This is a genomic window from Enterobacter sp. CP102 (assembly GCF_025152625.1).
In the GTDB taxonomy this organism is placed as follows: domain Bacteria; phylum Pseudomonadota; class Gammaproteobacteria; order Enterobacterales; family Enterobacteriaceae; genus Enterobacter; species Enterobacter soli.
Genome location: NZ_CP104014.1, coordinates 1,437,738 through 1,464,523 on the forward strand (window position 1 = coordinate 1,437,738; position 26,786 = coordinate 1,464,523).

The 26,786-nt window shown below is 53.9% G+C and carries 22 protein-coding genes; 11 read left to right on the top strand and 11 right to left on the bottom strand.

Features of this window, described 5'->3' with window-relative positions:
- Positions 1-12 precede the first annotated feature (12 nt).
- The 6 genes from ybiO to rhtA all read right to left on the bottom strand — a co-directional run bounded on the left by ybiO (position 13) and on the right by rhtA (position 6,662).
- A complete protein-coding gene (gene ybiO, locus N1249_RS06750) occupies positions 13-2,226 on the bottom strand; it encodes a mechanosensitive channel protein (RefSeq protein ID WP_259835825.1) in 2,214 nt (737 codons plus the stop codon).
- 136 nt (positions 2,227-2,362) lie between these two features.
- Positions 2,363-3,085, bottom strand: a complete 723-nt coding sequence (glnQ, locus tag N1249_RS06755; RefSeq protein ID WP_014069454.1) for a glutamine ABC transporter ATP-binding protein GlnQ — start codon at positions 3,083-3,085, stop codon at positions 2,363-2,365.
- Positions 3,082-3,741, bottom strand: coding sequence for a glutamine ABC transporter permease GlnP (glnP, locus tag N1249_RS06760; protein WP_003858462.1), 660 nt, complete (start codon positions 3,739-3,741; stop codon positions 3,082-3,084). Before glnP ends, glnQ begins: the two co-directional genes overlap by 4 nt.
- A 123-nt stretch (positions 3,742-3,864) precedes the next feature.
- Positions 3,865-4,608, bottom strand: a complete 744-nt coding sequence (glnH, locus tag N1249_RS06765) for a glutamine ABC transporter substrate-binding protein GlnH (protein ID WP_217186087.1) — start codon at positions 4,606-4,608, stop codon at positions 3,865-3,867.
- A gap of 361 nt (positions 4,609-4,969) precedes the next feature.
- Complete coding sequence (dps, locus tag N1249_RS06770) at positions 4,970-5,473, bottom strand: DNA starvation/stationary phase protection protein Dps (protein ID WP_259835842.1); 504 nt, start codon at positions 5,471-5,473, stop codon at positions 4,970-4,972.
- Between the two features lie 301 nt (positions 5,474-5,774).
- A complete protein-coding gene (rhtA, locus tag N1249_RS06775) occupies positions 5,775-6,662 on the bottom strand; it encodes a threonine/homoserine exporter RhtA (protein ID WP_014069458.1) in 888 nt (295 codons plus the stop codon).
- A gap of 355 nt (positions 6,663-7,017) precedes the next feature.
- Between rhtA and ompX the strand changes: the two genes are divergently transcribed.
- A complete protein-coding gene (gene ompX, locus N1249_RS06780; protein WP_014069459.1) occupies positions 7,018-7,536 on the top strand; it encodes an outer membrane protein OmpX in 519 nt (172 codons plus the stop codon).
- A 164-nt stretch (positions 7,537-7,700) separates the two neighbouring features.
- On the opposite strand, the gene N1249_RS06785 is transcribed toward ompX, so the two are convergent.
- Together N1249_RS06785 and mntS are read right to left on the bottom strand one after the other, a co-directional pair.
- A complete protein-coding gene (locus N1249_RS06785) occupies positions 7,701-9,284 on the bottom strand; it encodes a phosphoethanolamine transferase (RefSeq protein WP_259835846.1) in 1,584 nt (527 codons plus the stop codon).
- Positions 9,285-9,563: 279 nt separating this feature from the next.
- A complete protein-coding gene (gene mntS, locus N1249_RS06790; protein ID WP_259835849.1) occupies positions 9,564-9,692 on the bottom strand; it encodes a manganase accumulation protein MntS in 129 nt (42 codons plus the stop codon).
- Between the two features lie 183 nt (positions 9,693-9,875).
- Here mntS and mntR point away from each other — a divergent pair, with 183 nt between their 5' ends.
- From mntR to N1249_RS06835, 9 genes are all read left to right on the top strand, one after another.
- The gene (mntR, locus tag N1249_RS06795) at positions 9,876-10,349 is read left to right on the top strand and encodes a manganese-binding transcriptional regulator MntR (protein WP_014069462.1); all 474 of its coding nucleotides are present in this window, start codon (positions 9,876-9,878) and stop codon (positions 10,347-10,349) included.
- On the top strand, positions 10,346-11,455 hold the full coding sequence (locus tag N1249_RS06800) for an anion transporter (RefSeq protein WP_259835862.1): 1,110 nt from the start codon (positions 10,346-10,348) through the stop codon (positions 11,453-11,455). The genes mntR and N1249_RS06800 overlap by 4 nt, the downstream gene beginning before the upstream one ends.
- A 101-nt stretch (positions 11,456-11,556) precedes the next feature.
- Positions 11,557-12,651, top strand: coding sequence for an HlyD family secretion protein (locus tag N1249_RS06805; protein ID WP_259835865.1), 1,095 nt, complete (start codon positions 11,557-11,559; stop codon positions 12,649-12,651).
- On the top strand, positions 12,648-14,219 hold the full coding sequence (locus N1249_RS06810) for a DHA2 family efflux MFS transporter permease subunit (RefSeq protein WP_259835884.1): 1,572 nt from the start codon (positions 12,648-12,650) through the stop codon (positions 14,217-14,219). The genes N1249_RS06805 and N1249_RS06810 overlap by 4 nt, the downstream gene beginning before the upstream one ends.
- Positions 14,219-15,742, top strand: coding sequence for an efflux transporter outer membrane subunit (locus N1249_RS06815; RefSeq protein ID WP_259835887.1), 1,524 nt, complete (start codon positions 14,219-14,221; stop codon positions 15,740-15,742). The genes N1249_RS06810 and N1249_RS06815 overlap by 1 nt, the downstream gene beginning before the upstream one ends.
- Before the next feature lie 104 nt (positions 15,743-15,846).
- The gene (locus tag N1249_RS06820; protein ID WP_259835890.1) at positions 15,847-16,887 is read left to right on the top strand and encodes an aldo/keto reductase; all 1,041 of its coding nucleotides are present in this window, start codon (positions 15,847-15,849) and stop codon (positions 16,885-16,887) included.
- A 150-nt stretch (positions 16,888-17,037) separates the two neighbouring features.
- A complete protein-coding gene (locus N1249_RS06825) occupies positions 17,038-18,414 on the top strand; it encodes a glycoside hydrolase family 1 protein (protein WP_259835893.1) in 1,377 nt (458 codons plus the stop codon).
- A gap of 50 nt (positions 18,415-18,464) precedes the next feature.
- Positions 18,465-19,787: a PTS sugar transporter subunit IIC gene (locus tag N1249_RS06830; RefSeq protein ID WP_259835896.1), complete on the top strand. Its 1,323-nt coding sequence runs from the start codon at positions 18,465-18,467 to the stop codon at positions 19,785-19,787.
- A gap of 15 nt (positions 19,788-19,802) precedes the next feature.
- A complete protein-coding gene (locus N1249_RS06835; protein ID WP_217186076.1) occupies positions 19,803-20,519 on the top strand; it encodes a GntR family transcriptional regulator in 717 nt (238 codons plus the stop codon).
- A 15-nt stretch (positions 20,520-20,534) separates the two neighbouring features.
- Here N1249_RS06835 and N1249_RS06840 read toward each other — a convergent pair whose 3' ends face one another.
- Both N1249_RS06840 and ldtB read right to left on the bottom strand, forming a co-directional pair.
- Complete coding sequence (locus N1249_RS06840; RefSeq protein WP_259835900.1) at positions 20,535-21,344, bottom strand: glycosyltransferase; 810 nt, start codon at positions 21,342-21,344, stop codon at positions 20,535-20,537.
- A 241-nt stretch (positions 21,345-21,585) separates the two neighbouring features.
- A complete protein-coding gene (gene ldtB / locus N1249_RS06845; protein ID WP_259835915.1) occupies positions 21,586-22,506 on the bottom strand; it encodes a L,D-transpeptidase in 921 nt (306 codons plus the stop codon).
- Between the two features lie 221 nt (positions 22,507-22,727).
- Between ldtB and N1249_RS06850 the strand changes: the two genes are divergently transcribed.
- Entirely contained in the window at positions 22,728-24,323 is a 1,596-nt protein-coding gene (locus tag N1249_RS06850) for an ABC-F family ATPase (RefSeq protein ID WP_259835918.1), read from the top strand.
- A gap of 91 nt (positions 24,324-24,414) precedes the next feature.
- Here N1249_RS06850 and N1249_RS06855 read toward each other — a convergent pair whose 3' ends face one another.
- Positions 24,415-26,778 carry a glycoside hydrolase family 31 protein gene (locus N1249_RS06855; protein ID WP_259835920.1) on the bottom strand — a complete coding sequence of 788 codons (2,364 nt, stop codon included), beginning with the start codon at positions 26,776-26,778 and terminating at the stop codon, positions 24,415-24,417.
- Between the last annotated feature and the right edge of the window lie 8 nt (positions 26,779-26,786).

The window sequence follows — 26,786 nt, forward strand, 5'->3', positions numbered from 1 at the left end:
CGGGCAATAAGGCTACAACGTCGGTTCCTGCGGCGGTGGCGCTGATGCCGGTGATGGCAATACCTGATAGGTCTGCACCGGCATTCGCACATCCGCCAGATCAAAGTGTTTTTTCACCATGCTGTCGAGCGCGAATCGCACGGTCCACTGTTTAAGCGGCTGAGTGGTAAACGACACGCGCAGCGTGAACGCCGTATTGGTAAGCCCGACAATGCCAGCGAAAGAAGGCTCGCCAATGATAAGCCCGCGAATGCCGTCCATCTCCAGCAACTCTTCCACCGCATCCTTTAGCGCCAGCTTTGCTTTATCGGCATCTTCATGGCGGTCAACATCGTAATTCGCCACTACTGAGCCAATACCGCGTACGAAGTTCGCGAAGGTGGTAATCGATGACCACGGAATAATGTGGTACGCGCCGGTATCCTGACGCACGCCAACAGAACGAATGGACATCCGTTCGACCGTGCCGGTTAATGGCCCGATAGTCACCAGATCCCCGGTGTTCATGCCGTTCTCAAACTGAATAAAGATACCGGTAATAATATCCTTCACCAGCGTTTGCGACCCGAAGGAGATAGCCAGCCCCAGTGCGCCAGCACCGGCCAGTAGCGGGGCGATATTCACGCCTATCTCTGACAGGACAATCATGATGGTAATGGTGCTGATAATGACCGCCAGCGCATTGCGAAACAGGGTTAACAGCGTGCGGGCGCGGGCGCTTGGCAGCGGCCTGCCGTGAATATCTGAAACCAGACGGTTCTCTATCAGGCTCGCCAGCAGCGTCCAGCCTACGGCGGAGAAGAACAGGATCAGCGCGATGCGAATCAGAATATCGACGGTCTTTTCCCCCGCGCCATTGTGCAGCCAGTTCCAGAAATCAAATAGTCCCCAGGCATTCAGCAGCAGCATCACGGCAACACAGACGGTAAGAATTCGCGCCACTTTAAGTGAAACCGACGCCCAGCCATTCACCCGCTTTTGCAGCTCCGGGTAGTTGCGCTGAACCTGCGGCGACAGGGTGATAGTTTTTGAGATCCAGCGTGAAAGCAGGCCCGAGACGAAGGCGGCAATACCGATAATGGCCAGACTTTTGAACGTTGCCCCCATCATAAATTTCAGGCTGTTGCCTGGGTCAAACAGGGAGAAGAAACAGAGCACAATAAAGTAAGCGCTTGCCAGCCAGTGCCACACCAGCGCGAAGGCGCGTATGAACAGGCTGAAGAACGAGAGAGAACGATCGGCCAGTTGCAGCAGACTTTCGGTGATGTGCTTTTTGTTGTGAAAGATCAGGTATAACGCCCAGACGGTAATACAGAGCATGATCAACACATTGGCCAGTGCGCCGAACTGGACATTCACCTGATTAGAAATGATCGGCACGGCAACCAGCAGCCCGTAGCCAATCAACCCGCTGAGAATACTCAACCGCAGAGCCCAGTATCTGGCGCTCTTATCCTGAATGGCAAAAGGACGAAGCTCCGGCACGCCCGGGCAAAAAATCAGCCGTAGCAGCGCCTTAAAGAATTCAATCAGGGCAAACGCGTTCAGGAACAGCGCCTGCTGAAAGGCGATGGTTTTACTGCCGGCATTCAGTGCGTCGCTCGATATCTGCCCGACAAACAGGGTGAGAGCCAGCAGCAGTAAATCAATGATAAATGCGCCGGTAATCATTAGCGGTAACGGAAACCAGCTGCCCTTGTCGCGGTTCTTTTTTCGTCCCCACTGGCCCATTTTGCGGTACAGCGGCCAGGCGCACAGGCGTGCCAGCCAGTAAAAAGCAAACACAACGGCTGCCAGCATCAGGAAATGGCTCACCGCGGTGGTAAAAGTCTGCGGGTTGAATGGCTTATGCGGAGAACCAATCAAGTTGCGCCAGAGCTGGGCAAAGCGTGACGAGAGGGCTTCACTGTAGAACCGGCTTACTTCGGTAACATTTTCCAGCACCGTTTTTTGTTCAGCTGTCTCTGGCGGCGCAATAGCGGGGACAGGCTCCTGAGATGGCGTGGCGGCGGCGTTACGTAACTGGCCGATGAGTGCCTGGCGTGAAGTATCGTTCTCAAGGATATCGGCCAGCGCGCTATAGGCCGCTTTTTTCTGTTCGGCATCAGGTTCTGGTGGGGGCGTATTCTGCGCGGTGGACGAGGTTCCGGTGGTAACGCCCGGGATCGCGACCGCAAGAGAAGGGGCGCAAAACAGGCTAAGTACAAGCAACAGTATCCACGGCACGGCGTCCTCCGGTGAAAATGTCGAATGAAATGATAAGTATAGAAGGCAGGAGGCGGTGGAGGATTTTTGGGAACAATCTGGCAAAAAAAAGCCGGGTGCAGCTTTCGCTGACCCGGCCCTGTGGCTGAAAGGTGTATCAGGAAACGTGTTGCAGGAATTCCTGCAAACGCTGGCTTGGCGGGTTCGCAATAAGTTCTTGCGGGTTGCCATCTTCAGCGATACGGCCTTTATCAATGAAAATCAGGCGGGAAGCCACTTTCTCGGCAAAGCCGATTTCGTGGGTAACGATAACCATCGTCATCCCTTCTTCTGCCAGATCCTGCATCACTTTCAGCACCTCGTGGCGCAGCTCAGGATCGAGTGCAGAGGTTGGCTCATCAAACAGCATCATTTTCGGTTTCACTGCCAGCGCGCGGGCAATCGCCACACGCTGTTGCTGGCCGCCGGACAGCTCAGAAGGGTAGTGGTGCGCACGCTCCGCCAGACCGACTTTCGCCAGCAGATCTTTCGCCAGCGCTTCTGCCGCCGCTTTGTTTGCCCCGCGCACGCGCAGTGGGCCAAACATCACGTTTTCGAGCGCCGTCAGGTGCGGGAACAGGTAGAACTGTTGGAACACCATTCCTGCTTCCTGACGGATCAGACGGTCGTCCACTTTCGGGTCATTGACTTTCAGACCGTCGACAATCAGATCGCCGCTGGTGATCTCTTCCAGCTTGTTGATGCAGCGCAGCAGGGTAGATTTACCGGAACCGGATGGCCCGATAATGACCACGACTTCGCCCTGTTTAATGTTTAAATCGATATTGTGCAGCACCTGGGTTGGACCAAAGTGCTTGGAAACGTTTTTAAATTCAATCACAGGATTTTCATCCTTCTTTCAAGACGACGCAGAACAAAGCTCAGAACCAGAGTGATAATCAGATAGACAACGGCTACCGCACTCCAGATTTCCAGCGCGCGGAAGTTGCCAGCAATAATCTCCTGGCCCTGGCGGGTCAGTTCAGCAACGCCGATAACAATAAACAGCGACGTGTCCTTAATACTGATGATCCACTGGTTACCCAGCGGTGGCAGCATACGGCGCAGCGCCAGCGGGAGGATAACGTGACGGATCGTTTCGCGACGAGAAAGACCCAGAGCCAGGCCCGCTTCGCTGAAACCTTTATGAATCGACAGTACCGCACCACGGGTGATTTCCGCGATGTACGCACCGGAGTTAATCATAATAGTGACAACGGCCGCGCTGAACGGATCGATGCGCAGGTCGGTGAATGCCATAGGCAGGGCGAAGTAGATGAACATGACCTGTACGACGATTGGCGTACCGCGGATCACTTCGATGAAAACCAGTGCGATGTGGTTAGCAATCCAGCCACCGTAGGTGCGAGCGAAACCGGCGACAAGACCGATAATCAACCCGCCAACCAGACCGAGGACCGAAATCCACAGGGTCATTTTGGCGCCTTCAAGCAAGAGAGGAATGGCAGGCCAGATGGCGCTCCAGTCAAACTGCATGATAATTTCCTGTTACTGTTACCGTGGTAAAAACAAAAAGTTAGCCGGAGGGATAACTAAAATTGTAGGCCCGGTAAGCGTAAACGCCACCGGGCTTTACTGTACCTGATGGATCAGGTTGATTTATTTAGGTTCAGTACCGAACCATTTTTTGTAGATTTCGTTGTACGTGCCGTTCTCTTTCAGGGTTTTCAGCGCGCCGTTAACTTTAGTGCGCAGGTCGTCGCTGCCTTTAGGGAACGCAATACCGTACTGCTGAGCTTCCAGAGAATCACCCACTGCTTTGAACTTGCCGTTGCCCGCAGTTTTGATGAAGTACAGGATGTTTGGCGTATCGTGCAGAACGGCATCAGCACGGCTGGTACCCAGTTCCATGTACGCGTTGTCGATGTTCGGGAACTGACGCAGATCTTTGGTTTTGATGTTTGCTTTTGCGTAGTCAACAGAACCGGTACCGCCTTTTACAGCAACCACTTTACCGTCGAGATCTTTAACGCTTTTAATGTCGTTATTGTCAGCTTTAACCATCACCAGCAGACCGCTTTTGTAGTAGCCGTCAGAGAAGTCGATCGCTTTTTTACGTTCGTCAGTAATGGTGATACCTGCCAGCGCCAGGTCAACGTTTTTGGTTTGCAGTGCCGGGATGATACCGCTGAAATCCATAGGCTTCAGGGTGTAATCCAGTTTGAGTTCTTTTGCGATAGCGGCCCACAGATCCACATCGAAACCAACGTATTTGTCACCCTGTTTGAATTCAAACGGAACGAACGCCGTGTCGGTCGCCACAACCAGTTTGTCGGCGGCCTGAGAAGACACCGCAAAAGCCAGGGTAAGTGCAGCCAGTGAAACTTTTAATACAGACTTCATAGCATTTCCTTTTATATCCACGGGGCGATCCCCTGCGAGAACAACAGACACTATGAAAAAATCGTGCCAACTTTACAACTTGTTGTTTTGCAAAGAGGATGATGTCACAGGTTGCACAATAAACGTGGCAACTCTGTTTTATTGCACCAAGATGGAGCACCCTTTTGGTGCGCTTCGTTTTGGTCAACTGACGGGGTGATATTTAGCGCAGATTCCGACGAAAAAACAATCTTCTGTTAACGGTTGTGTGAGGTGATTATTACATTTTGTTCACTTTTTCAGGGGGTGAACAAAAAAATGCGCACCATAAAAGTGCAAAACCCCCGCCGAAAGCGAGGGTTTGATAGAAAAATCGTATGGATTACTCGATGTTAGACTCGATGAACCACAGGAATTTATCCAGATCGCGGGAAGCGGCGGTGAAGATGTCCGCGGTGTCTTCGTCTTTGGCTTCACCAATCGCTTTACGAACGTCGTTAGCGACAATCGCGTACCTGTCCGCCAGCTCTTTCAGGTGATCCTGAACGGTGTGAATATCCAGCGGGTAACTTTTCAGCGGCGTTTTGCTGTTAATGACCTGCGTTGTACCTAGTGCAACGCCCCCTAGCTGAACAGCACGTTCGGCCATGGTATCCAGGTGGTCGGTCAGGGCGGTACGGAATCCATCCAGCATTTCATGGACGGCAATAAAGTTTGCGCCGCGCATGTTCCAGTGAGCCTGTTTCGTTATCAGCGACAGATCAATGAACTGGATCACCTGGCGATTCAGCAACTCAACAGTCGCTTTCTTATCGCTATCTGATACATCGTTGCGGGTATAAAGCAGATTAGATGATTTCGTTTTTACCAGTTTAGCGGTACTCATAATCTCATATCCTCTTGATGTTTGTGTCCCAGGTAATTAACGAAAATGAGTATAGCACCCGTTCAGGATATTGCGGCTTCGGTCCTGCCTATCAGTTTAATAGCGTAGAGTGTCTTGAGGGTGAAATGTCTTTATAATCATTGCGATAATGTATTGGTTGCAGAAATGTTACTATTTCCCATCGTGCGAAGCCGCACGGTAATGATATTTCAGAATAATGCGAAAATTGTGAGTGAATAATACAGGAAGGGATGCTGGCGTATATTCTGCATGGCTATTTCGCCATGCAGAATCAAGCTTATCAATTAATATCGATTTTTTCGACTTTGCTTTCGCGGCGCAGGGTCAGCGTGGAGCCCATTGACGCGGCAATAATAGAGCAGAGAGCAAGTGTCTGGGTGAAGGTCAGCGTCTCTCCGAGGAACACCATCCCGGAGATCGCCGCCAGCGCGGGCTCCATACTCATCAGCGTTCCAAAGATCCTTGTCGGCAGACGCGTAAGGGCAATCATCTCCAGGGAGTAGGGCAGTGCCGTAGAGAGGATGGCAACCGCAAGCCCTATCGGCATGACTGACCATTGCCAGATAGATTCCGTTGCCTGCGCCATGCCAACAGGGACAAAGACAATCGCGGCAATTAATGAGCCCAGGGCAACCGTTGCCGGGCCATGCTCTTCACCCGCACGCTGGCCCGTAAGAATATAGACCGCCCAGCAGGCTCCCGCGCCCAGCGCCAGTGCAGCACCTGTTAAATCAATCTGGGACACATCCTGGCCGAGCGGCAGCAGGAACCACAAGCCCAGTACGGCTAACACTACCCAGATAAAGTCTACCGGGCGGCGGGAGGAGAAAAGCGCTACGGCCAATGGGCCGGTGAATTCGAGAGCAACGGCAATCCCAAGTGGTATGGTCTGAATAGAGAGATAGAACATATAGTTCATGGCCCCCAGAGACAGCCCGTAAAACAGCAGAGGCAGGCGTTGTTCTTTTTTGAAGCGCAACCGCCAGGGCTTGAAAATGACCACCAGAATCGCAGTACCCAGCGCGATACGCAGCGCGGTTACGCCAGGCGCACCGACCAGCGGGAAAAGTGATTTTGCCAGCGACGCACCACTTTGAATGGAGAGCATGGCGATGAGTATGACTGCAACCGGCATCCAGACCGACGTTTTGCGGGATAACCCAGGCATCCTTTCTCCTGTCAATTTATGTCAAGTGAAGTAAAAGCCGCAGTGTATATGGAAATATGCTGCAACGGTTGAGACTCCGTTGAAAAAAAAAGGTGTGAAATCCGTAAAATGGTTAAGCGTTGATGGATTTATCGGCTATCAGATTAAGAATAATCTGGATGAATGCAGCGGCATGGACGCGCAGTATTAGATTTTTGATGTGGAAATTCTGCGTTATTTGAAAGAGATAGCTGATGCTGGAAACGTTCTGTTACAGGAAAGGCTTCATTAGACATCATGAATCAGAAAGAGTTTCACAAGAATTTTTGATATATTTAAAACTTACGGATTTACTTGAAGCACATTTGAGGTGGTTATGAAAAAAATTGCATGTCTTTCAGCACTGGCAGCTGTTCTGGCTGTTTCCGCAGGTACCGCTGTAGCTGCTACTTCTACTGTTACTGGTGGTTACGCTCAGAGCGATATGCAGGGCGTGATGAACAAAGCTAACGGTTTCAACCTGAAATACCGCTACGAGCAGGACAACAACCCACTGGGTGTGATCGGTTCCTTCACTTACACTGAGAAAGACCGTTTCGACAACAGCGCTTACAACAAGAGCCAGTACTACGGTATCACCGCTGGTCCAGCTTACCGTCTGAACGACTGGGCAAGCATCTACGGCGTTGTGGGTGTTGGTTACGGTAAATTCCAGCAGACTGAAAACGAAGGTGCTAACCGCACTGCAAGCACCAGCGACTACGGTTTCTCCTATGGCGCGGGCTTACAGTTCAACCCAATCGAAAACGTTGCTCTGGACTTCTCCTATGAGCAGAGCCGTATTCGCAGCGTTGACGTTGGCACCTGGATCGCGGGCGTAGGTTACCGCTTCTAATCACTCCGGTGAGCCAATAAAAAATCCGCCCAATGTGGCGGATTTTTTTTATGGAAGGTAAAAGCAAAACGGCAACCCAGGGTTGCCGTTTTTGGTGTTTACTCCCTCTCCTTTTTGGGGAGAGGGCTGGGGTGAGGGCATCAGACCGCACGAGGCTGCACAGGTCACTTACTCTTGATATCGAAGATATCCGTACCCAGGTGGTTATAGTCAACTTTCTGTAACTTGAAGTTGGTAATGTACACTGGGGAAGCCTTCTTACCCGAAACAAACGGGTAATCATTTTTTATCTCTTTTGCGGAAATCCCTGTCCACTGGGAGAAGAACTCCAGGAAATCATTTGCCGAACGGCGTGCTTTCACGATCCGATGCGTTTTATCATCGCTCGACAGCACCATAAACGGCACCTGGAAGTTTTGCTGGTACTTGTCGTCATGCGCCAGGTACTGCACCTCTTTTCCACGTTCTTTGAACGCTAATCCGTGGTCAGAGAAATAGACCATCGAGAAACTTTCCCCGGTATTACGCAACTGATCATAGAGCTTGCTCAGCAGCTCATCCGTTTGCGTCATGGTATAGAGGTAGCACGAGGTTTCCTTCGACTGAACGAATTCCGCGTATTTCCCCTGAGTGCGGTCGCAGGCCTGCGGGTGTGAACCCATCAGATGTAAGACAATCAGCTGTGGCTGCGTGCGCTGGTTGGCAAAGACCTGAGCGGTCATTTTCAGCAGCGCTTCATCTTTGGTGTTTTTATCGGCTTCAAAATCACCGCTTTTCAGGAACTGAACTTCGTCAGCGCGCTTTGCAATGCTGGCGATTGCCGTATCGTACTCGCCAATCTGCCCCTGATTTGAGAACCACCAGGTCTGGAAACCGGCGCGGTTAGCCAGGGTGACAAAGTTATCCTGATACTGCGGTTTACCGTCGACCACGCGGTTTAAGGTCAGACCGAGCGATTTTTGCGTCGAGCCGCTGGCGGCAATGTAATCGGTAAATAAAGTGCCATTAACCGAACTGGCAAACGGCGTGTTATCCCAGTGACCGCCAAATGCACCCATCGCATCCCGACGGGCGCTTTCACCAATCACCACCACGTAGGTATGGTACTTAGGCTTCACGGCCAGCACGTTCCAGGTGTCTTTCATGGTGGAGAGTTCAGCCATACGCGCCTGCTCGTCGAGAACCTCTTTATTATTAACCACGACGTCTTTCACGAAGCGGAAAACCGGATAGCCGATATTGATGAGCCTTAGCTTACCGTCCCAGGGAATATTCTGGATGGGGGCGACAAACGCCACGGCAATGCTGAACACCAGACAGAGTATGTCGATCTTACCCCAGGATTTTTTCTCGCCTGACTGACGGCGGATGGCGATAACGCCCAAAGCGAAGATAAAGAGCCCGACCACGTAGCTGTACCATGGGAAGATCGTCAGGATCTCCGTCGACTCTTCCATATTGGTCGAATGCAGAGCCAGCAGGGTATTAAAGTTTGGCGAGCCATAGGCCTGGCCAAACGGGAAATACATCGCAGCAACCAGCGAACAGACCCCGACCAATGCTTTCTGCACGCGCGGTGCACTCCGCCACAGCACGTGGAGCACGCAGGTAAAGGCCACGGCATAAAGCAGGCTAAATGGATAGCCAAGCGCAAAGTTAATCAGCAGCGATTGCAGAAAGTAGAATCCCGTCCACGGGCTTAAGGCCCGACTGCGGGTAACAAGTGTATCTTTCAGGGTTAAATTCATAGGTCACTATCATGAAAACGCCATGTGCTCACCCTGGCGTCAAGGGTCAAAGCCTGCCTGACAGTGCGTGGAAAGGGAATGTGGGTCCGCTTCAGCGAGCCGCAAATAGTGCAGGGCTGCACGAAGATAGTGCGAGCGGTAAATAAGATCAACAGTTGCTAAGCAGATGTTTTGCGAGGGGGATTGCAAATCCGCAAAAAAGTGCGGGAATTAGGCGGCCGGAAGCCAGTCTACACGGGGATTGTGACGAAAAAATGAAGCGGCGTACCGCGACGCCGCTTAGTGAGAAGGTTTATCGTCCTGCTGCGGTTTGTTGTTAAACATATCGCACAGCATGTTCAACAGCATTAAGCGCACTTTAAAAGGAGAGTGGGTAAACACGTTCATACACCTCTTGAATTCGTTCATAAGACCTCCTGATTTCTGATCCCTTCGATCCGTGAAGGGTGACTGCATTACATACAGATATAGCACAGGCTATATTGTATAGCTACGGCTATTTCGTTAATTTTTTGTGCTTGTACAGCTATGGTTTACAATGGCGCTCTCGTTACACGGCGCTGGAAGCGTCACCCCCATTGAGGACACACAATGAACCGTCGCGCAGGTAAGCCAACAATAAAAAAAACGACGCAACTGGTTAATGTTGAAGAGCATGTTGAAGGGTTTCGTCAGGTGCGCGAAGCGCATCGTCGTGAGTTAATTGATGACTACGTTGAGCTGATCTCGGATTTGATTCGTGAGGTTGGGGAAGCGCGCCAGGTAGATATGGCCGCGCGTCTGGGTGTTTCACAACCGACTGTCGCCAAAATGTTAAAACGACTGGCCTCGGTGGGCTTAATTGAAATGATCCCCTGGCGCGGTGTGTTCCTTACGCCTGAAGGCGAAAAGCTGGCCCATGCGAGCCGCGAGCGCCACCAGATAGTAGAGAACTTTTTACTGGTACTGGGTGTAAGCCAGGACATTGCGCGTCGGGATGCCGAAGGCATGGAACACCACGTCAGTGAAGAGACGCTGGCAAAATTCCACGAATTCACCATGAAATACGGACCATCTGCGGAATGACGTTCCCGGGATTGCAGGCGCTGAAACGCGATCGTTTCTTTCATCTCTTATTGATTATCGGGGCAGGGTTAAGCTTTTTTGTCCCTTTTGCTCCGCACACCTGGTTTGCGGCTATCGACTGGCGCACGATCATCACGCTCAGCGGTTTAATGATGCTCACCAAAGGTGTCGAGCTGAGCGGCTATTTTGACGTACTGGGGCGCAAAATGGTGCGCCGCTTTGCCACTGAGCGCAGGCTGGCGCTGTTTATGGTCTTGTCAGCTGCCGTGCTGTCGACCTTCCTGACCAACGATGTGGCGTTGTTTATTGTTGTGCCGCTGACTCTTACGTTACGTAAGCTCTGCGAGATCCCGGTCACCCGGCTAATCATTTTTGAAGCGCTGGCGGTTAATGCGGGTTCACTTTTAACGCCCATCGGTAACCCGCAAAATATTCTGCTGTGGGGGCGTTCCGGGCTGTCTTTTGTGGCATTTACCTGGCAGATGCTGCCGCTGGCACTGGTGATGATGGCGTCGTTGCTGGTGGTCTGCTGGTTTGCGTTCCCGAATACGAGATTGCAGTACCACAGCGGAACCACAGGCCCGGAGTGGAAACCGCGTCTTGTCTGGAGTTGCCTGGCACTGTATATCGTTTTCCTGACCGCGCTGGAGATGAAACAAGAGCTGGCCGGCGTGGGGCTGGTTGCCTGTGGGTTTTTAATTCTCGCCCGACGAGTTCTGGTTAGCGTGGACTGGACGCTATTGCTGGTATTTATGGCGATGTTTATTGATGTCCATCTGCTTATCCAGCTGCCGGTTTTACAGCATGTCCTGCACAGCGTCAGCGGTTTGTCGCAGGCAGGTTTGTGGCTCACGGCAATCGGTTTATCGCAGTTTATCAGCAATGTTCCTTCAACCATTTTGCTCCTCAATTATGTGCCTCCGACTGTGCTACTGGCCTGGGCAGTAAACATCGGCGGGTTTGGTCTGCTGCCCGGTTCGCTTGCCAATCTGATTGCCCTGCGCATGGCCAACGACCGCCGTATCTGGTGGCGCTTCCATTTATGGTCGCTGCCGATGCTGGCCTGGGCCGCGGCGATCGGATTCGGACTATTCCTTCTCATATAGTGCGCTATTTGTCAGTTTATCCTGGCAAATGTATAGCAACGTCCTAGCTTTAGTGAACGGCATAGTGTGATGCTGCTCACTGACAGGACCGTTGCTGAACTATGGCAGAAGATCAAAACCCACCTGCTGACGAGCAGGACAACAACAATAACGCGCGCAAGCGCCCGGGCAAAAAACCGTTAATTATCCTTGGCATCGTCGTCATCGCGATGGTGATGGTGGCGGCAGTCTGGTGGTTTTTGACCCGTAATGAAGAGACCACTGACGACGCTTTTACCGATGGTGACGTGGTGACCATTGCCCCGAAAACGGCGGGTTACGTGACCGAGCTTCGCGTGCGGGATAACCAGCGCGTGAAGAAAGGGGATGTGCTGGTGGTGATCGATCCTCGTGATACCACGGCCCAGCGCGATCAGGCTCAGGCCCAGCTTGGGCTGGCGCTGGCTCAGCTCCATCAGGCGCAGGCGCAGCTGGCGCTCTCCAAAGTGCAATATCCCGCTCAGCGCGACGAGGCCAAAGCCCAGGTGCTGAAAGCGCAGGCCGATATGGCAAACGCGCAGGCAGAGTACCGCCGTCAGCGCGGCGTTGACCCACGTGCAACGACCCAGCAAAGCATTGATTCCGCCAACGCCCAGTTGCGCAGCGCTCAGGCAGGGCTGGCGAGCGCGCAGGCGCAGCTGGAAGTGGCAGAGCAGGTTCAGCTGCAGATCCGCCAGCAGGAAACCAACGTTGAAGCCCGCGAGCGCCAGGTTGACCAGGCCAAAGCGCAGCTCGAAACCGCGAATCTCAACCTCTCTTATACCGAAGTCCGTGCCCCGTTCGACGGTTTTGTCACCAAACGCAACGTCCAGCCCGGCACGCTGGTGCAGGCGGGCACAGCGCTGTTCTCGCTGGTTTCCCCAAACGTGTGGGTCGTGGCGAACTTTAAAGAGTCACAGCTAGAGCGCATGAAGCCTGGCAATAAGGTGCAAGTCTCCGTTGATGCCTGGCCGGATATGGCGCTCGAAGGCCACGTTGATAGTATCCAGCAGGGCAGCGGCTCGCGCTTCTCCGCGTTCCCGTCGGAAAATGCGACAGGCAACTTTGTGAAGATCGTGCAGCGCGTGCCGGTGAAAATCGTGATTGATAAAGGGCTGGATCCGAATAAACCGCTGCCGCTGGGGCTGTCGGTTGAGCCGAAGGTTACGCTGGAATGACGGATCACAGTCACGATAACTGGAAGCCCGTCAGCAACCCGTGGGCGGTGGCGATTGTGGTCACCCTGGCGGTATTTATGGAAATTCTGGATACCACCATCGTTAACGTGGCGCTGCCGCACGTCGCAGGGTCGCTCTCGGCCAGCTATGACGAATCCACCTGGGTGTTGACCAGTTACCTGGTGGCGAACGGCATTGTTCTGCCCATCTCAGCCTTCCTTAGCCGATTGTTTGGCCGCAAGCAGTTCTTCCTGATCTGCATTGTGATGTTCACCATCTGCTCGTTTCTGTGCGGTATTGCCACCGAGCTGTGGCAAATCATCCTGTTCCGCGTGATGCAGGGCTTCTTTGGCGGCGGGCTGCAGCCTACCCAGCAGTCGGTTTTGCTCGACTACTTCAAGCCTGAAGACAGGGGCAAAGCCTTTGGTCTTTCGTCCATTGCCATCATCGTTGCACCCGTGCTTGGGCCGACGCTTGGGGGCTGGATCACCGATAACTACTCCTGGCGCTGGGTGTTCTTCATCAACATTCCGGTGGGGATTGTGACGGTGCTGGCAATCTATCAACTGCTGGAAGACCCGCCGTGGGAGAGCAAATCGAAAGAAAAACTGTCGATTGACTGGACGGGGATTGGTCTTATCGCCCTCGGCCTGGGCTGTCTGCAGGTGATGCTCGATCGTGGTGAAGATGACGACTGGTTCTACTCGAACTTTATCCGCACCTTCGCTGTGCTGACGCTGGTTGGCATTATCGGCGCCATCTACTGGCTGCTGTATGCCAAAAAGCCGGTGGTCGATCTGCACTGTATGAAGGATCGCAACTTCACCGTCTCCTGCCTGCTAATGGCGGGTATGGCGATGATCCTCTACGGCAGCTCGGTGGTGATCCCGCAGCTGGCGCAGCAGGATTTAGGCTATACCGCCACCTGGTCCGGGCTGGTGCTTTCGCCCGGCGCAGTGCTGATTGTGTTGACCATCCCGCTGGTTTTGAAATTGATGCCGGTGGTGCAGACGCGCTGGATTATTGCCTTCGGATTTACCTGCCTGGCAGTGTCGTTCTTCTGGTCGCGCACGCTGACGCCGGATATCGATTTCGAAACCCTGGTGCTGTTCCGCAGCGCCCAGTCGATTGGGCTGGGGTTCCTGTTTGTGCCGCTGACCACCATTGCCTTTATCTCGATACCGAGGCGGCTGAATGCCGATGCGGCGGCGCTGTTCACCATGTTCCGCAACGTGGCGGGTTCGGTTGGGATCTCGCTCTCGACGGCGGCGATAACCGAACGTTCACAGGCGCACAGCGCGCATCTGGCGTATCACGCCTCGCCGTTTAACGAACAGTTCCAGCTGGCGATCCGCGAAAGCGCTCAGGCGATCCAGAACTTCACCACCCAGGTGGGTGACCCGACCGGTATCGCCACCGGGCGCATGTACCAGACCATGATCGAGCAGTCGCGCTTCCTGGCCTATATCGACGTTTTCACCCTCCTGAGCGCGGTGGCCTTGTTACTGATCCCGTTTTGTTTGTTGCTCTCGCCGGTTAAGAGCGAGGGGAGTGCAGGAGCACACTGATGATACACAGACGTTTACACCCCCTGATGATAATGATGCTGCTGGTAGGCTGCGCCGTCGGGCCTGATTACCAGCAGCCTGCGCCACCTGCCCCTTCGCACTGGAACGACAAGGGCGACAGAGAGGTAAAATCAAAAACAGAATCGACGGCAACCAACCCGCGCTGGTGGAAAACCTTCGGCTCGCCACAGCTCGACAGCCTGGTTGAACGCGCCATCGCCGGGAATTTGTCCCTGCAGCAAACGGTGCTGCGCATCGCCGGCGCGCGCGAACAGATTAACCAGGCGGGTGGGGCCTTTTACCCGTCGGTGAACGGCAATCTGCAGGCAACCCGGCAGCAGCTTGGTCTGGAAGGGGAGCTAAAATCCCACGGCGCCTATCACCAGTTAGATAACGTCGATCCTGAGCTGAAAGGGGCATTAGGCCCGCTGACGCAGCCGGTTAATCTCTACCAGGGCAGCTTCGACGCCCAGTGGGAAATTGACCTGTGGGGCAAGGTGCGCCGTCAGGTGGAGGCCGCCGAAGCGCAGCAGAAAGCGGCGATAGAGCAGCGTAACGACGCGCTGGTGTCGCTGGAGGCCGAAGTGGCCCGGGCGTGGCTCCAGCTGCGCGGGGCGCAGAGCATTATCTCCACGCTCAATACCCAGATTGAGAGCGCCCAGCAGACGCTGGATCTGACCGAAAGCCGCCAGCGCGGCGGGCTGTCTCCACAGATGGATGTGGAAAATGCCCGGGCGCAGCTGGGGAATCTTGAAGCGCAGCTGCCGCAGTACCAGGCGCAGGAGCGGCAGGCGATGAATGGCCTGGCCATCCTGCTTGGCAAACCGCCGGGCGCGCTGGATGCGGAACTACAATCAGCACAGCCGATGCCCGCGCTGCCGGATATCGTGCAAACGGGCATTCCGTCCACGCTAGCGCGACGTCGCCCCGATGTGCGCGAAGCGGAGGCGAACCTTCACGCCGCCACGGCGCAAATCGGCGTCTCGGTGGCCGAGCTGTTTCCGAGCTTTACGCTTTCCGGGCAGTTTGGCCTGCGCAACAGCGAAACCAACTGGCTGACCGACTGGAGCAGCCACTTTTACAGCTTCGGCCCGCAGGTTTCTATTCCCATCTTCCAGGGCGGTCGGCTGGTGTCCAGCGTCAAGGTGGCGCGCGCGCAGCAGGGCGCGGCGGTGCTGGACTATCGCCAGACGGTGCTGACGGCGCTCGGAGATGTGGAAAATGCGCTGGTGAGCTATCGAACCGACCAGCAACGTGAAGCGGGGCTGGCGAAAACCATCGACGCGCTGCAAAGCGCCTTTGACCTGGCGAGCGACAGCTACCGGCAGGGCATCGCCAGCTTTATCGACGTGCTGGACGCCCAGCGCCAGCTGGCGCAGGCGCAGCAGCAGCGCGCGCAGGCGCAGGTGCAAAGCGCGCTCGACCTGGTCGCGCTCTATAAAGCGCTCGGCGGCGGCTGGGAGCCGTATCAGCAGGTGCAGCTGCCGGATTACAAGGTCTTCGGCGACGCCCCACGCGGGTAAAGATTCAGAGGATTGGGCAAGAAACGGACAGGAACGCCACATTCGCGATGGCTGAGGGGCGGGTATAACTAACAGACACCCAATCGACATGCGAGGAAAGCATTATGCGTTATCAAAAACTGGGCAATACCGGACTGTTTGTTTCTGAACTGTGCCTCGGCACCATGACCTTCGGCGGAGAGGGCGGCATGTGGGGCAAGATTGGCCAGCTGCGTCAGAGTGAGTCAGAGCAGCTGGTAGGGCGCGCACTGGATGCCGGGATCAACTTTATCGATACGGCGAACGTCTACTCAGAAGGGCGTTCGGAAGAGATAACCGGCCAGGCATTGAAAAACCTGAAAGTCCCGCGTGAAAACGTGGTGGTCGCCACCAAAGTGTTCGGCGAAACGGGCACGGCAGGAGTGAATTCCCGGGGTAACTCTCGCTACCATATCATCGGCAGTGTGAAAGAGAGCCTGCGCCGCCTTCAGCTTGATCATATCGATCTCTATCAATTACACGGCTTCGATCCTGCCACGCCAGTTGAAGAAACGCTTTACGCCCTCGATAACCTGGTGCAGCACGGCCACGTGCGGTACATCGGCGTTTCCAACTGGGCAGCCTGGCAAATCATGAAGGCGCTTGGGATCTCCGAGCGGCTTGGGCTGGCGCGTTTTGCGTCGTTGCAGGCCTATTACACCATTGCCGGGCGCGACCTGGAGCGTGAACTGGTGCCGATGATGCAAAGCGAGGGTGTCGGGCTGATGGTCTGGAGCCCGCTGGCGGGCGGTTTGCTGAGCGGGAAATATGGCCGTGACGGGCAGGGCGAGGCTGGCAGTCGCCGTCTGGAATTTGATTTCCCGCCAGTTAACAAAGAACGTGCGTTTGACTGTGTGGATGTGATGCGCACCATTGCCGAAAGCAAAGGCGTATCGGTTGCACAAATTGCGCTGGCGTGGCTGCTGCATCAGAAGGCGGTCAGCAGCGTCATCATTGGCGCCAAACGCGTGGACCAGCTTGATGACAATATCGCGGCAACTCACATCCGTTTAAGCGACGATGAGCTAAAACAGCTGGATGCCGTCAGCGAGTTGCCGCGTGAATATCCGGGCTGGATGCTTGAGCGCCAGGGCGAGTATCGTCGTAATCAATTAGCACAGCAATAACCCCGCTTTCCCCGGTAGCGATTCGCCTGCCGGGGTCACTATTTTTCCCGCACTGCTCACAAAAAACGATCCTTCTCTTTGATTGATTTTTCATCTTCACCTATATGACTAGTCATGAAATTTAAATGACTAGTCATATAGGGAGAGTCCATGAAGAAATTACTGCCGGCCAACTTTTTATGGGGAAACTCGGTTTCCAGTATGCAGACCGAAGGCGCATGGAATGAGGGCGGAAAAGGGATGTCGGTGTACGACATTCGGGAAGCCAGTGAACACGCCTCTGACTGGAAAGTGGCAACCGATTCTTACCATCGTTACCGTGAAGACTTTGATTTGATGCAGGATTTGGGCATGAACTGCTATCGGTTCCAGATTTCCTGGAGCCGCGTGTGCCCGCAGGGTGACGGTGAATTTAACGAAGAGGGTATCGCTTTTTACGACCGCTTTATCAACGACCTGATTACCCGCGGCATCGAGCCGATGATTTGCCTCTACCACTTTGATATGCCGCTGGCGCTGGCGCAGGAGTACAACGGTTTTAACGATCGCCACGTGATGGACGCGTTTGTCCGTTATGGCAAAAAGATGATCGACTGCTTTGGCGATCGCGTGAAGTACTGGCTGACATTTAACGAGCAGAACATTTTCCATATGCCGGAAGCCTTCAGAATTTCCGGTTACATGAAAGGGGAGAAAACCCTGCGCGAACTGTATGAGCTTCAGCATCATACGATGGTGGCGCATATGGCGCTGACGGAATATCTGCATCAGACCAAACCGGGCAAGCTGATGGGCGGGATGCTGGCGCACCAGCTTATCTATCCGGCCACCTGCAAACCGCGCGATATCTTCTGTGCCCAGCAGTATGACGAATTCCTTAATCAAAACCTGTTGCGCGTCTTTGCAGGCCAGGGTTATAGCCCGGCGGTGATGGCTGTTGTCGAACAACAAGGTTTTGAGGATATCTACCATCCTGAGGATCTGGCGCTGCTGGCGCGCACCAAAAACGACTACATGGCGTTCAGCTATTACGCCAGTAAAACCCTCGACAGCGATGCCATCCCGGAAGGGACGCCGGTTAACTATTACCTGCTGCATGGCGACAAAAACAACCCGTACCTGAAAGCGACCGAGTGGAACTGGCAGATTGACCCGTTGGGTTTCCGCACCATTATCACCCGCTACTACAACGACTGGCGTCTGCCGGTGTTCCCGATTGAAAACGGGATTGGGGTAATTGAATCCTGGGATGGCGTTAACCCGATTGACGATACCTACCGCATTGATTACCACCGCGCACACATCGAGGCCATGAAAGAGGCCATGTCTGAAGACGGAGCGCAGGTTATTGGCTATCTCGGCTGGGGGCTTATCGACATTCTGAGTTCGCAGGGCGACATGCGTAAGCGTTACGGCGTGGTGTATGTGAACCGCGAGAACCATGACCTGCGGGATATGAAACGTGTGCCGAAAAAGAGCTATGCGTGGTTGAAACAGGTTATCCATACCAACGGGCGCGAGATGTAAGTTGTACGCTGCCGGGCTGTTTTTGTGACTGATGAATGGGAATATCCGCTATGTCTGAAACAAAAATTACACCTGCGATGCAGTCCTTCGTCGACAGATTTGTTGAGTTTTCGGCGCGCCTGGCCAATCAGGTGCACCTGCGTTCCCTGCGCGATGCCTTCGCCACGGTAATGCCCATTTTTATCCTCGCCGGTTTAGCGGTGCTGGTGAACAATGTGGTATTTCCGTGGATCTTTCACGGCGACACGCTGACGCAGTTCAAAGTGTGGGGAGAGGCGATTATCAACGGTACGCTGAATATCGCCGCGCTTTTGCTTGCACCCATGATTGCCTGGTCGCTGGCACGCAACAAAGATTTCGACAACCCGGTTTCGGCAGTGGTTATCGCGGTCAGCAGTTTTATCATCATGATGCCAATGCATCTGCAACTGACCCCGGTCGGTAGCCAGACCACGGTCAATGTCACGCAAGTGCTGACGTTTGCCAACATCGGCTCCACCGGGATTTTTGCCGGCGTACTGATTGGTTTACTCTCGACGGAAGTGTTTATCGCCATTTCCCGACTGAGGGCACTGCACATCTCGCTTGGGGAAAATGTGCCGCCGGCGGTGAGTAAATCCTTTACCGCGCTGATCCCAACGATCCTTACGCTCTCGTTATTTGCCGTACTGGCCGCAGTGCTGGCAACCGTGATGCATACGGATCTTATCCATCTTATAACCACTTTTATTCAGCAGCCTTTGCGTCTGATTAACACCAGCCTGCCGGGCACGATTTTTATCTATAGCTTCGGCAATTTCTTGTTCACGCTCGGTATACATCAGTCGGTGGTCAACAGCGTGGTGCTCGAGCCGTTCCTGCTGATTAATACCAATGAGAACATGCTCGCCTTCGCCAACGGCCAGCCGATCCCACATATCATCAACAATATTTTTGTTCCGACCTTTGGCATGGTGGGTGGCACCGGCAGTACCATCTCACTGCTGATCGCTATTTTTGTCTTCTCACGGCAAAAGTCTGCCAAACAGGTTGCGCGCCTGTCTCTGGCGCCGGGCTTATTCAATATCAACGAACCCGTGATTTTTGGTCTGCCGATTGTCTTTAACCTGCCGCTGATGATCCCGTTTGTCCTGTTGCCTGCCATTGGCATTTACTTTGCCTGGCTCTGTACCACGTTCGGATTAATGTCGCGTTGTGTGGTGATGATCCCCTGGACAACACCGCCCATTCTGAGCGCCTGGCTGGCGACGGCAGGGGACTGGCGGGCTGTTGTCGTGCAGTTGGCAATCATTATATTTGGTGTATTCTTCTACCTGCCTTTCCTCAAGATTGCCGAGAGAGTGGCGTTGAGAAACAGCGGGACAGAAAACTAACGGAAGGAAAGGACGATGGCGGCGAAGTACATCACCATAGCGCGTGAAATCAAAAAACGTATTATCAGCCAACAGTATGCCGCCAATGAACCGCTGCCGGACCAGTTTGCGCTGGCAGCGGAGTTCAGTACCAGTCGTATGACTATTCAGCAGGCCATGCGGCAGCTGATTGTTGAAGGGCTGGTGTACACCCGTCAGGGGCAGGGGACGTTCATTCGCAAGAATTTCCTGCAACTCTCGCAGTGGGATCTTTCAGGAAGCGACTACTTTGGCGCGACAAAAACCTGGGAGCATCTGGGCACGGTCAGCAGCCAGGTTGTCCATTTCGAACTGCGTTTTCCCAATGAGAAAGAACAAGCCTCGCTGATGATTAACGGTGATGCACCCGTGTACGACTTTGTTCGCCTGCGGCTGCTCAATGGCGAGCCCATGTCACTGGATTCAACCGTGATGCCGCTCAATCTGGTGCCCGGTCTGAATAAAACACATCTGGAAAGCTCGGTGTTTCGCTACGTGCAGGAGACGCTGGGCCTGAAAATCATGGGGTCATACCGAGTGGTGCGGGCGCTAAAACCCAATGCGCTGGATATGCAGCATCTGGTTTGTGAGCAAACCGATCCGGTTCTGGAGGTTGAGCAGGTTATCTATCTGGAAGATGGCACACCGCTGGAGTATGCCCATTGTCACTACCGTTACGATCACGGCGGGATCGTGATCGTCAACAATGGCTAACGCGCTATTCAGCTTTCAGGAACACGTCTCAAAGTAGCTGTCGGTGTCTTTAATGTAGAGATCGTTCTGGCACAAATAGTTAATCTGACCAGGCTTAAACGTAAATCGAATTTTTTGAAAAAGTGAACGTTTAATTTTACTGGTATTTGCGCGAGACAAACCGTAGTCATGAATAATTTCATGAACAAAACGGATGCTCTGGGCCGAAACATAGACGGGCGTTTTGGTTAACTGGATAAGTTTACTGATCCAGATATCGTCCGCACGAGGACAAACTTTAAGGAAGTCCTCATTGTAGTGAAAATACTCCGGGATCATACTTTTCTTGAGCACAACACCACCCAGACCGGTGATGATATAGTCCTGCTCAATCACTTTCGGCACCGTAATTAACGGGAAATTACGATAGGTATCGAGGATATCTTTCTTCTTCTTTACCGTTTTACGCACGCGGGCCGCGACAACACATTTTTGATTATGACGATAAAAGTCATCAAGAAGAGTTTGCGCCCAAATTTCGTTATAAATGGCATCGTCATCGGCATAGATCAGAATATCGTCATCCGTGGCAACTTGCAGTGCCGGGAATAATTTACGATAAGGTCCTGTATTCTTTACCCATTTAAAGACGAGGTTAGTGCCTGTCTTGCGAATTTTATCCGCCCACTCAGGCTCTTCAGTGATGCCATCGTCACTGAGATATGCGGTGCTGGAAACCCACACAACAATTTGATCGACCCTGGTACTCTGGTTCGCAAGTGACCACACTGTTTGCGAACAGAGATAAAGGCGCGATTTTGTTGTTGTTAAGTTAATACTGATCATCGTGACTAAGCAGGCTCCAGAAAGAATTCACAACCCTACAAAATGCAGAAAAAACTGATTTTATAAGTTGGCGCATGATAGCACTTAGACGAAAAGAAGTAACCCCGAAGCTTTAGCAGAAGATGGCGGAATGGTGGAAATAGCAATTAATGTCTTTTGGCCGCGACAGAAATGTGGGATAGCGCAAATAAAAAACCCCGACAGTGCGGGGTTTTTCGGATTATCTAAATAACGGGTGCATTTAGTTTAAACGCACTGGCATCCCGGAACGGTTCTGAACCGCCTGGTCAACAATCGTGGATTCTACGTCAGCCTGGGAGGTCACAGATTGCACTGCGCTGGTCAGCGTAATTGGCACGATCTCATTGTTGTTGATCTGGTCTTCACTGGTAGACAGTGGGTTATGAACTTCGATGTAACGGCTGCCGTCCGGCTCGGAAGTGGCTTTTACCGGCTCGTTAATGAACTGCACGCGGGTCCCGACCGGTACGTTTTCGAACAGGAACTTGATGTCGTCGTTACGCAGACGCACACAACCGTGGCTCACACGCAGGCCGATACCGAAGTTGGCGTTGGTCCCGTGAATAGCATACAGACGGCCGATGTACAGGGCATAAAGACCCATTGGGTTATCCGGGCCTGCCGGTACAACGGCTGGCAGCGGCTCGCCTGCGGCAATATATTCCGCGTGCATTTTCGCCGTTGGGGTCCAGGTTGGGCCTGCTTTCTTACGCTCAACTTTGGTGGTCCAGTTCAGCGGGGTGTCTTTACCCAACTGACCGATACCGATAGGCAGCACGATCACGGTGTTGGTGCCTTTCGGGTAGTAGTACAGACGCATTTCTGCGCTGTTGATCACAATACCTTCATGCACGGTATCTGGCAGGATCAACTGCTGCGGAATGTTCAGCACGGTACCAGCTTTTGGCAGATACGGGTCAACACCCGGGTTTGCTTCCAGCATGTTTGACAGGCCGAGCTGGTATTGTGCAGCAAAATATTCCAGTGGCTGAGAGTTACCCTCTTCAACGGTGACAACCTGGTTTTGACCCACCAGACGGCTACCGTCTGTCGGCAGAGGATAAGTCACCGCAGAAGCGGTTTTGCAAAAACCTACTACGGCTAACGCCGCCGCAAAAAGCGTTTTTAATTTCATGTTCATGTTGTGCGAGGTATCTAAGCCACTCTGGCGATTAGTTGATAAGTCTGAATCTGTGATGGGAGCGCATTATATGTGCATTCCCTCTCACAGGGAATTCAGATGTGTACGAAATCACACTTTTTTCGATTTTGTTAAAGTTTAGTGGAAAGCTGCAACACGGGATCTCAATTCGGAATTGTGGCATAATGCCGTGTTTATCACACTTTTCGCAGGAATCTCCCGTGTTAGTTACCAGCAACGTCACTATGCAGTTTGGCAGTAAGCCGCTGTTCGAAAACATTTCCGTCAAATTCGGCGGCGGCAACCGTTACGGCCTGATTGGTGCCAACGGTAGCGGAAAATCCACCTTTATGAAGATCCTCGGCAGCGATTTAGAGCCGACGCTTGGCAACGTATCGCTCGACCCTAACGAGCGTATCGGTAAGCTGCGTCAGGATCAGTTCGCCTTCGAAGAGTTCACCGTGCTCGACACCGTGATCATGGGGCATGGGGAACTGTGGGAAGTGAAGCAGGAGCGCGATCGCATCTACGCGTTGGCCGAAATGAGCGAAGAAGACGGCTATAAAGTGGCCGACCTGGAAACGCAGTACGGCGAAATGGACGGATACTCTGCGGAAGCGCGCGCGGGTGAACTGCTGCTGGGCGTTGGTATTCCTGTTGAACAGCATTACGGCCCGATGAGCGAAGTTGCGCCAGGCTGGAAGCTGCGTGTGCTTCTGGCGCAGGCCCTGTTCTCTAATCCGGATATCCTGCTGCTCGACGAACCAACGAACAACCTGGACATCGACACTATCCGCTGGCTGGAGCAGACGCTGAACGATCGCGACAGCACCATGATCATCATTTCGCACGACCGTCACTTCCTGAATATGGTCTGTACGCATATGGCGGATCTGGACTACGGCGAACTGCGCGTTTATCCGGGCAACTACGACGAGTACATGACGGCTGCAACCCAGGCGCGTGAGCGTCTGATGGCAGATAACGCCAAGAAAAAGGCACAGATTGCTGACCTGCAATCCTTCGTCAGCCGCTTCAGCGCCAACGCCTCTAAATCCCGTCAGGCGACGTCTCGCGCGCGTCAGATTGACAAAATCAAGCTGGAAGAAGTCAAAGCCTCCAGCCGTCAGAACCCGTTCATCCGCTTCGAGCAGGACAAGAAACTGTTCCGTAACGCACTGGAAGTGGAAGCCCTGGCAAAAGGCTTTGAGAACGGCCCGCTGTTTAAAAAATTCAACCTGTTGCTGGAAGTGGGCGAGAAGATTGCCATTCTGGGCGCCAACGGCGTGGGTAAATCCACCATGCTGAAAACCCTGGTGGGCGAACTGCAGCCGGACAACGGCACCGTGAAGTGGTCTGAAAACGCGCAGATTGGCTACTACGCGCAGGACCATGAATACGAGTTCGAAAACGATCTGACCGTCTTCGACTGGATGAGCCAGTGGAAGCAGGAAGGCGATGACGAGCAGGCAGTGCGCAGCATCCTGGGGCGTCTGCTGTTCAGCCAGGACGACATCAAGAAGCCTGCAAAAGTGCTCTCCGGTGGTGAGAAGGGCCGTATGCTGTTCGGCAAGTTGATGATGGAAAAACCAAACATCCTGGTGATGGATGAACCGACCAACCACCTGGATATGGAATCTATCGAATCGCTGAACATGGCGCTGGAGATGTATCAGGGCACCCTGATCTTCGTCTCTCACGACCGTGAGTTCGTCAGCTCGCTGGCGACCCGCGTGATTGAAATTACGCCAGAGCGCGTGGTGGACTTCACCGGTAACTACGAAGATTATCTGCGCAGCAAAGGTATCGAGAACTAAAAAAAAGCCGGGTGGCGGCTTCGCCTTACCCGGCCTACGTTCTGTTCCCTCTCCCAGTGGGAGAGGGTTAGGGTGAGGGCATCAGGCCGCACTACATCACCCACTCGCTCCCTTCAATCCCATTCACCAGCAGCCTGCGTTTTTCCCCTGCCGGTAACGACACCTTCAGCGCTTTCCATGCCGGACGATAATCCCCACGCGCATTAACCTTCAGGTTAATGGTTGCACCATCGCACACCATTTCCCACTCAACCCACAGCGCATTACCTTTCTGATAACCCCAGCTTTCGCCATCGTCTTCAAACAGCAGTCCGCTTGTCGTGCCCACGCCTTTTACCGGGAACAGTTTCAGCTCGCGGGTATCGTCTTTTTCGGCACTCACGTGGGTAATACGTTCGCTCAGCGGCAGACCCGCACCGGCGCGTACCAGCAGCGGCAGTTTTTCCAGCGGCGCATCGCGGGTGATCCACTGGCCGCCAGAGAACCACTCGTGGGTGTAAAAATCATACCAGCCGGTTTCGTTATCCGGCAGCCAGACGCGACGTTCACGCTGCCCGGCTTCGACCACGCTTGCCACCAGCACGTCACGACCCAGCAGGAAGTCATCGCACTCCTCAAACGTCTGCGCATCGTGCTCGTGATCGAGGAAGGTCGGGCGCAGCATCGGTTCATCGTCGGCGTGCGCCTCCCAGAGCAGGGTGTAGAGATACGGCAGCAGACGGTAGCGCAGCTCAACCGCACCGCGAATGGCAGGGGTCACACCCGGATACATCCACGGCTCGTTCACGGTGTGGTCATCATTCCATGAGTGAATGGTAAAGCGCGGATGCATCACGCCGTTCTGCACCCAGCGAACGAACAGCTCGGCGTCTGGTTTATCCCCGGAGAAACCGCCGACATCGTGGCCCACGTTAAACAACCCGGACAGGCTCATGCCCAGGCCCATACGGGTGTTAAAGCGCAGCGTGTCCCAGTTGGTGCGGTTATCGCCACTCCATGTCTGCACGTAGCGCTGCATCCCGGCACAACCGGAGCGGGAGATCAGATACGGGCGTTTTTCCGGGGCAAAACGCTGCTGCGCTTCCAGCGAGGCACGCATCATCAGCAGCGGCATCACCGGGCGAATGTGCTTGATGGCGATCTCCTTGCCGAAGCCAAAGCAGCGCGCTTCCCCGTCCCACACTTCGTATTCGTTGTTGTCGTTCCAGGTGGAGTCGATACCCATCTCCAGCAACTGCGTGGTGACGCCGTTCTGCCACCACTGCACCGTCTGCGGGTTGGTAAAATCGAGGTGCGAGCCTTCGTCATCCCAGAAGCTGGAACGTTCCGGCGCATCGGCTTCTGAATCGCGGATGAACAACCCTTTTTCTGCCACTTCGTTATAGCGCGGATGATCCTGCAGCAGGCACGGTTTAATGTTCGCGGCGAGTTTCAGCCCCGCGTCGTGGAACGCCTGGCTCATCACCTTCGGCTGCGGCACCTTGTCATGGTTCCAGTTAAAGACGTAGCGCTTGCCGTTGATGGAGGTATAGCCGGAAGAGAGCTGGAACGAGTCGCACGGAATGGCGTGCTCTTCACACAGGCGGATAAAGTTCATCAGCTGGTTTTGCGCGTCCGGTGCGTCGGTGTAGTGCATGGTTGAGCCGCTGTAACCCAGGCTCCATTTTGGACCAAACAGTGTTTTCCCGGTCAGACGCACGAAGGCTTTGGTGACATCCAGCACCTTTTTGCCGGTAAAAATGTAGTAATCGATATCGCCCGCTTCCGCCTGCCAGCGGCGGTAGGCGGTGTGGTAGTTGTCGATCTCGTTGCCCAGATCCAGCCAGCAGCTGCTCAGGTTGTCATAAAACAGGCCGTAGCTCACGTCATCACGACGGGCGATAGTGAAAGGAATATGTTTGTAGAGCGGGTCGGTGCTGACCGCGTTATATCCCATGGCGTCAAGGTTACGCATCTCATAGCGCTTGCCGTTACGCTGCAAATCACCTGCTTTTTCACCCAGACCGTAGAAACGTTCGTCTTTACGACGGCTCAGGTAATGCGCAACGCCGTCGCCGTGGGCGTTCAGCAGGTAGGCGCTGGTCGGGCGGTCATTCACCAGAGGCTGCCACTCGCCCGCGTCATTCCGGTAATGCCACTCCAGCCACATCGGCTGATGCAGCGTCACCCGCAGTTGTTCAGTGGCGACCGTCAGGGTATCGCCCTGTTGCGTCAGCGTCCAGGCAGGGCAGGAGAACCCGCTCAGATCGTCGCGGCGACGGCCTTCCCACGGCACATCTTTCTCTGGCGCGATGCTCCAGGTGCGGTCCAGCGCCAGTTCGCCTTTGCGTTTAATCAGCACGCGGAACAAGTTCTCTTCCAGCACATACAGGCACAGGCGGTGCTGATTATCGACCACCAGTTCCAGATGGTTTGCTGACTGCTTATCTACAGTCCAGTTTTTCAGGGTTTTCATATGCAATA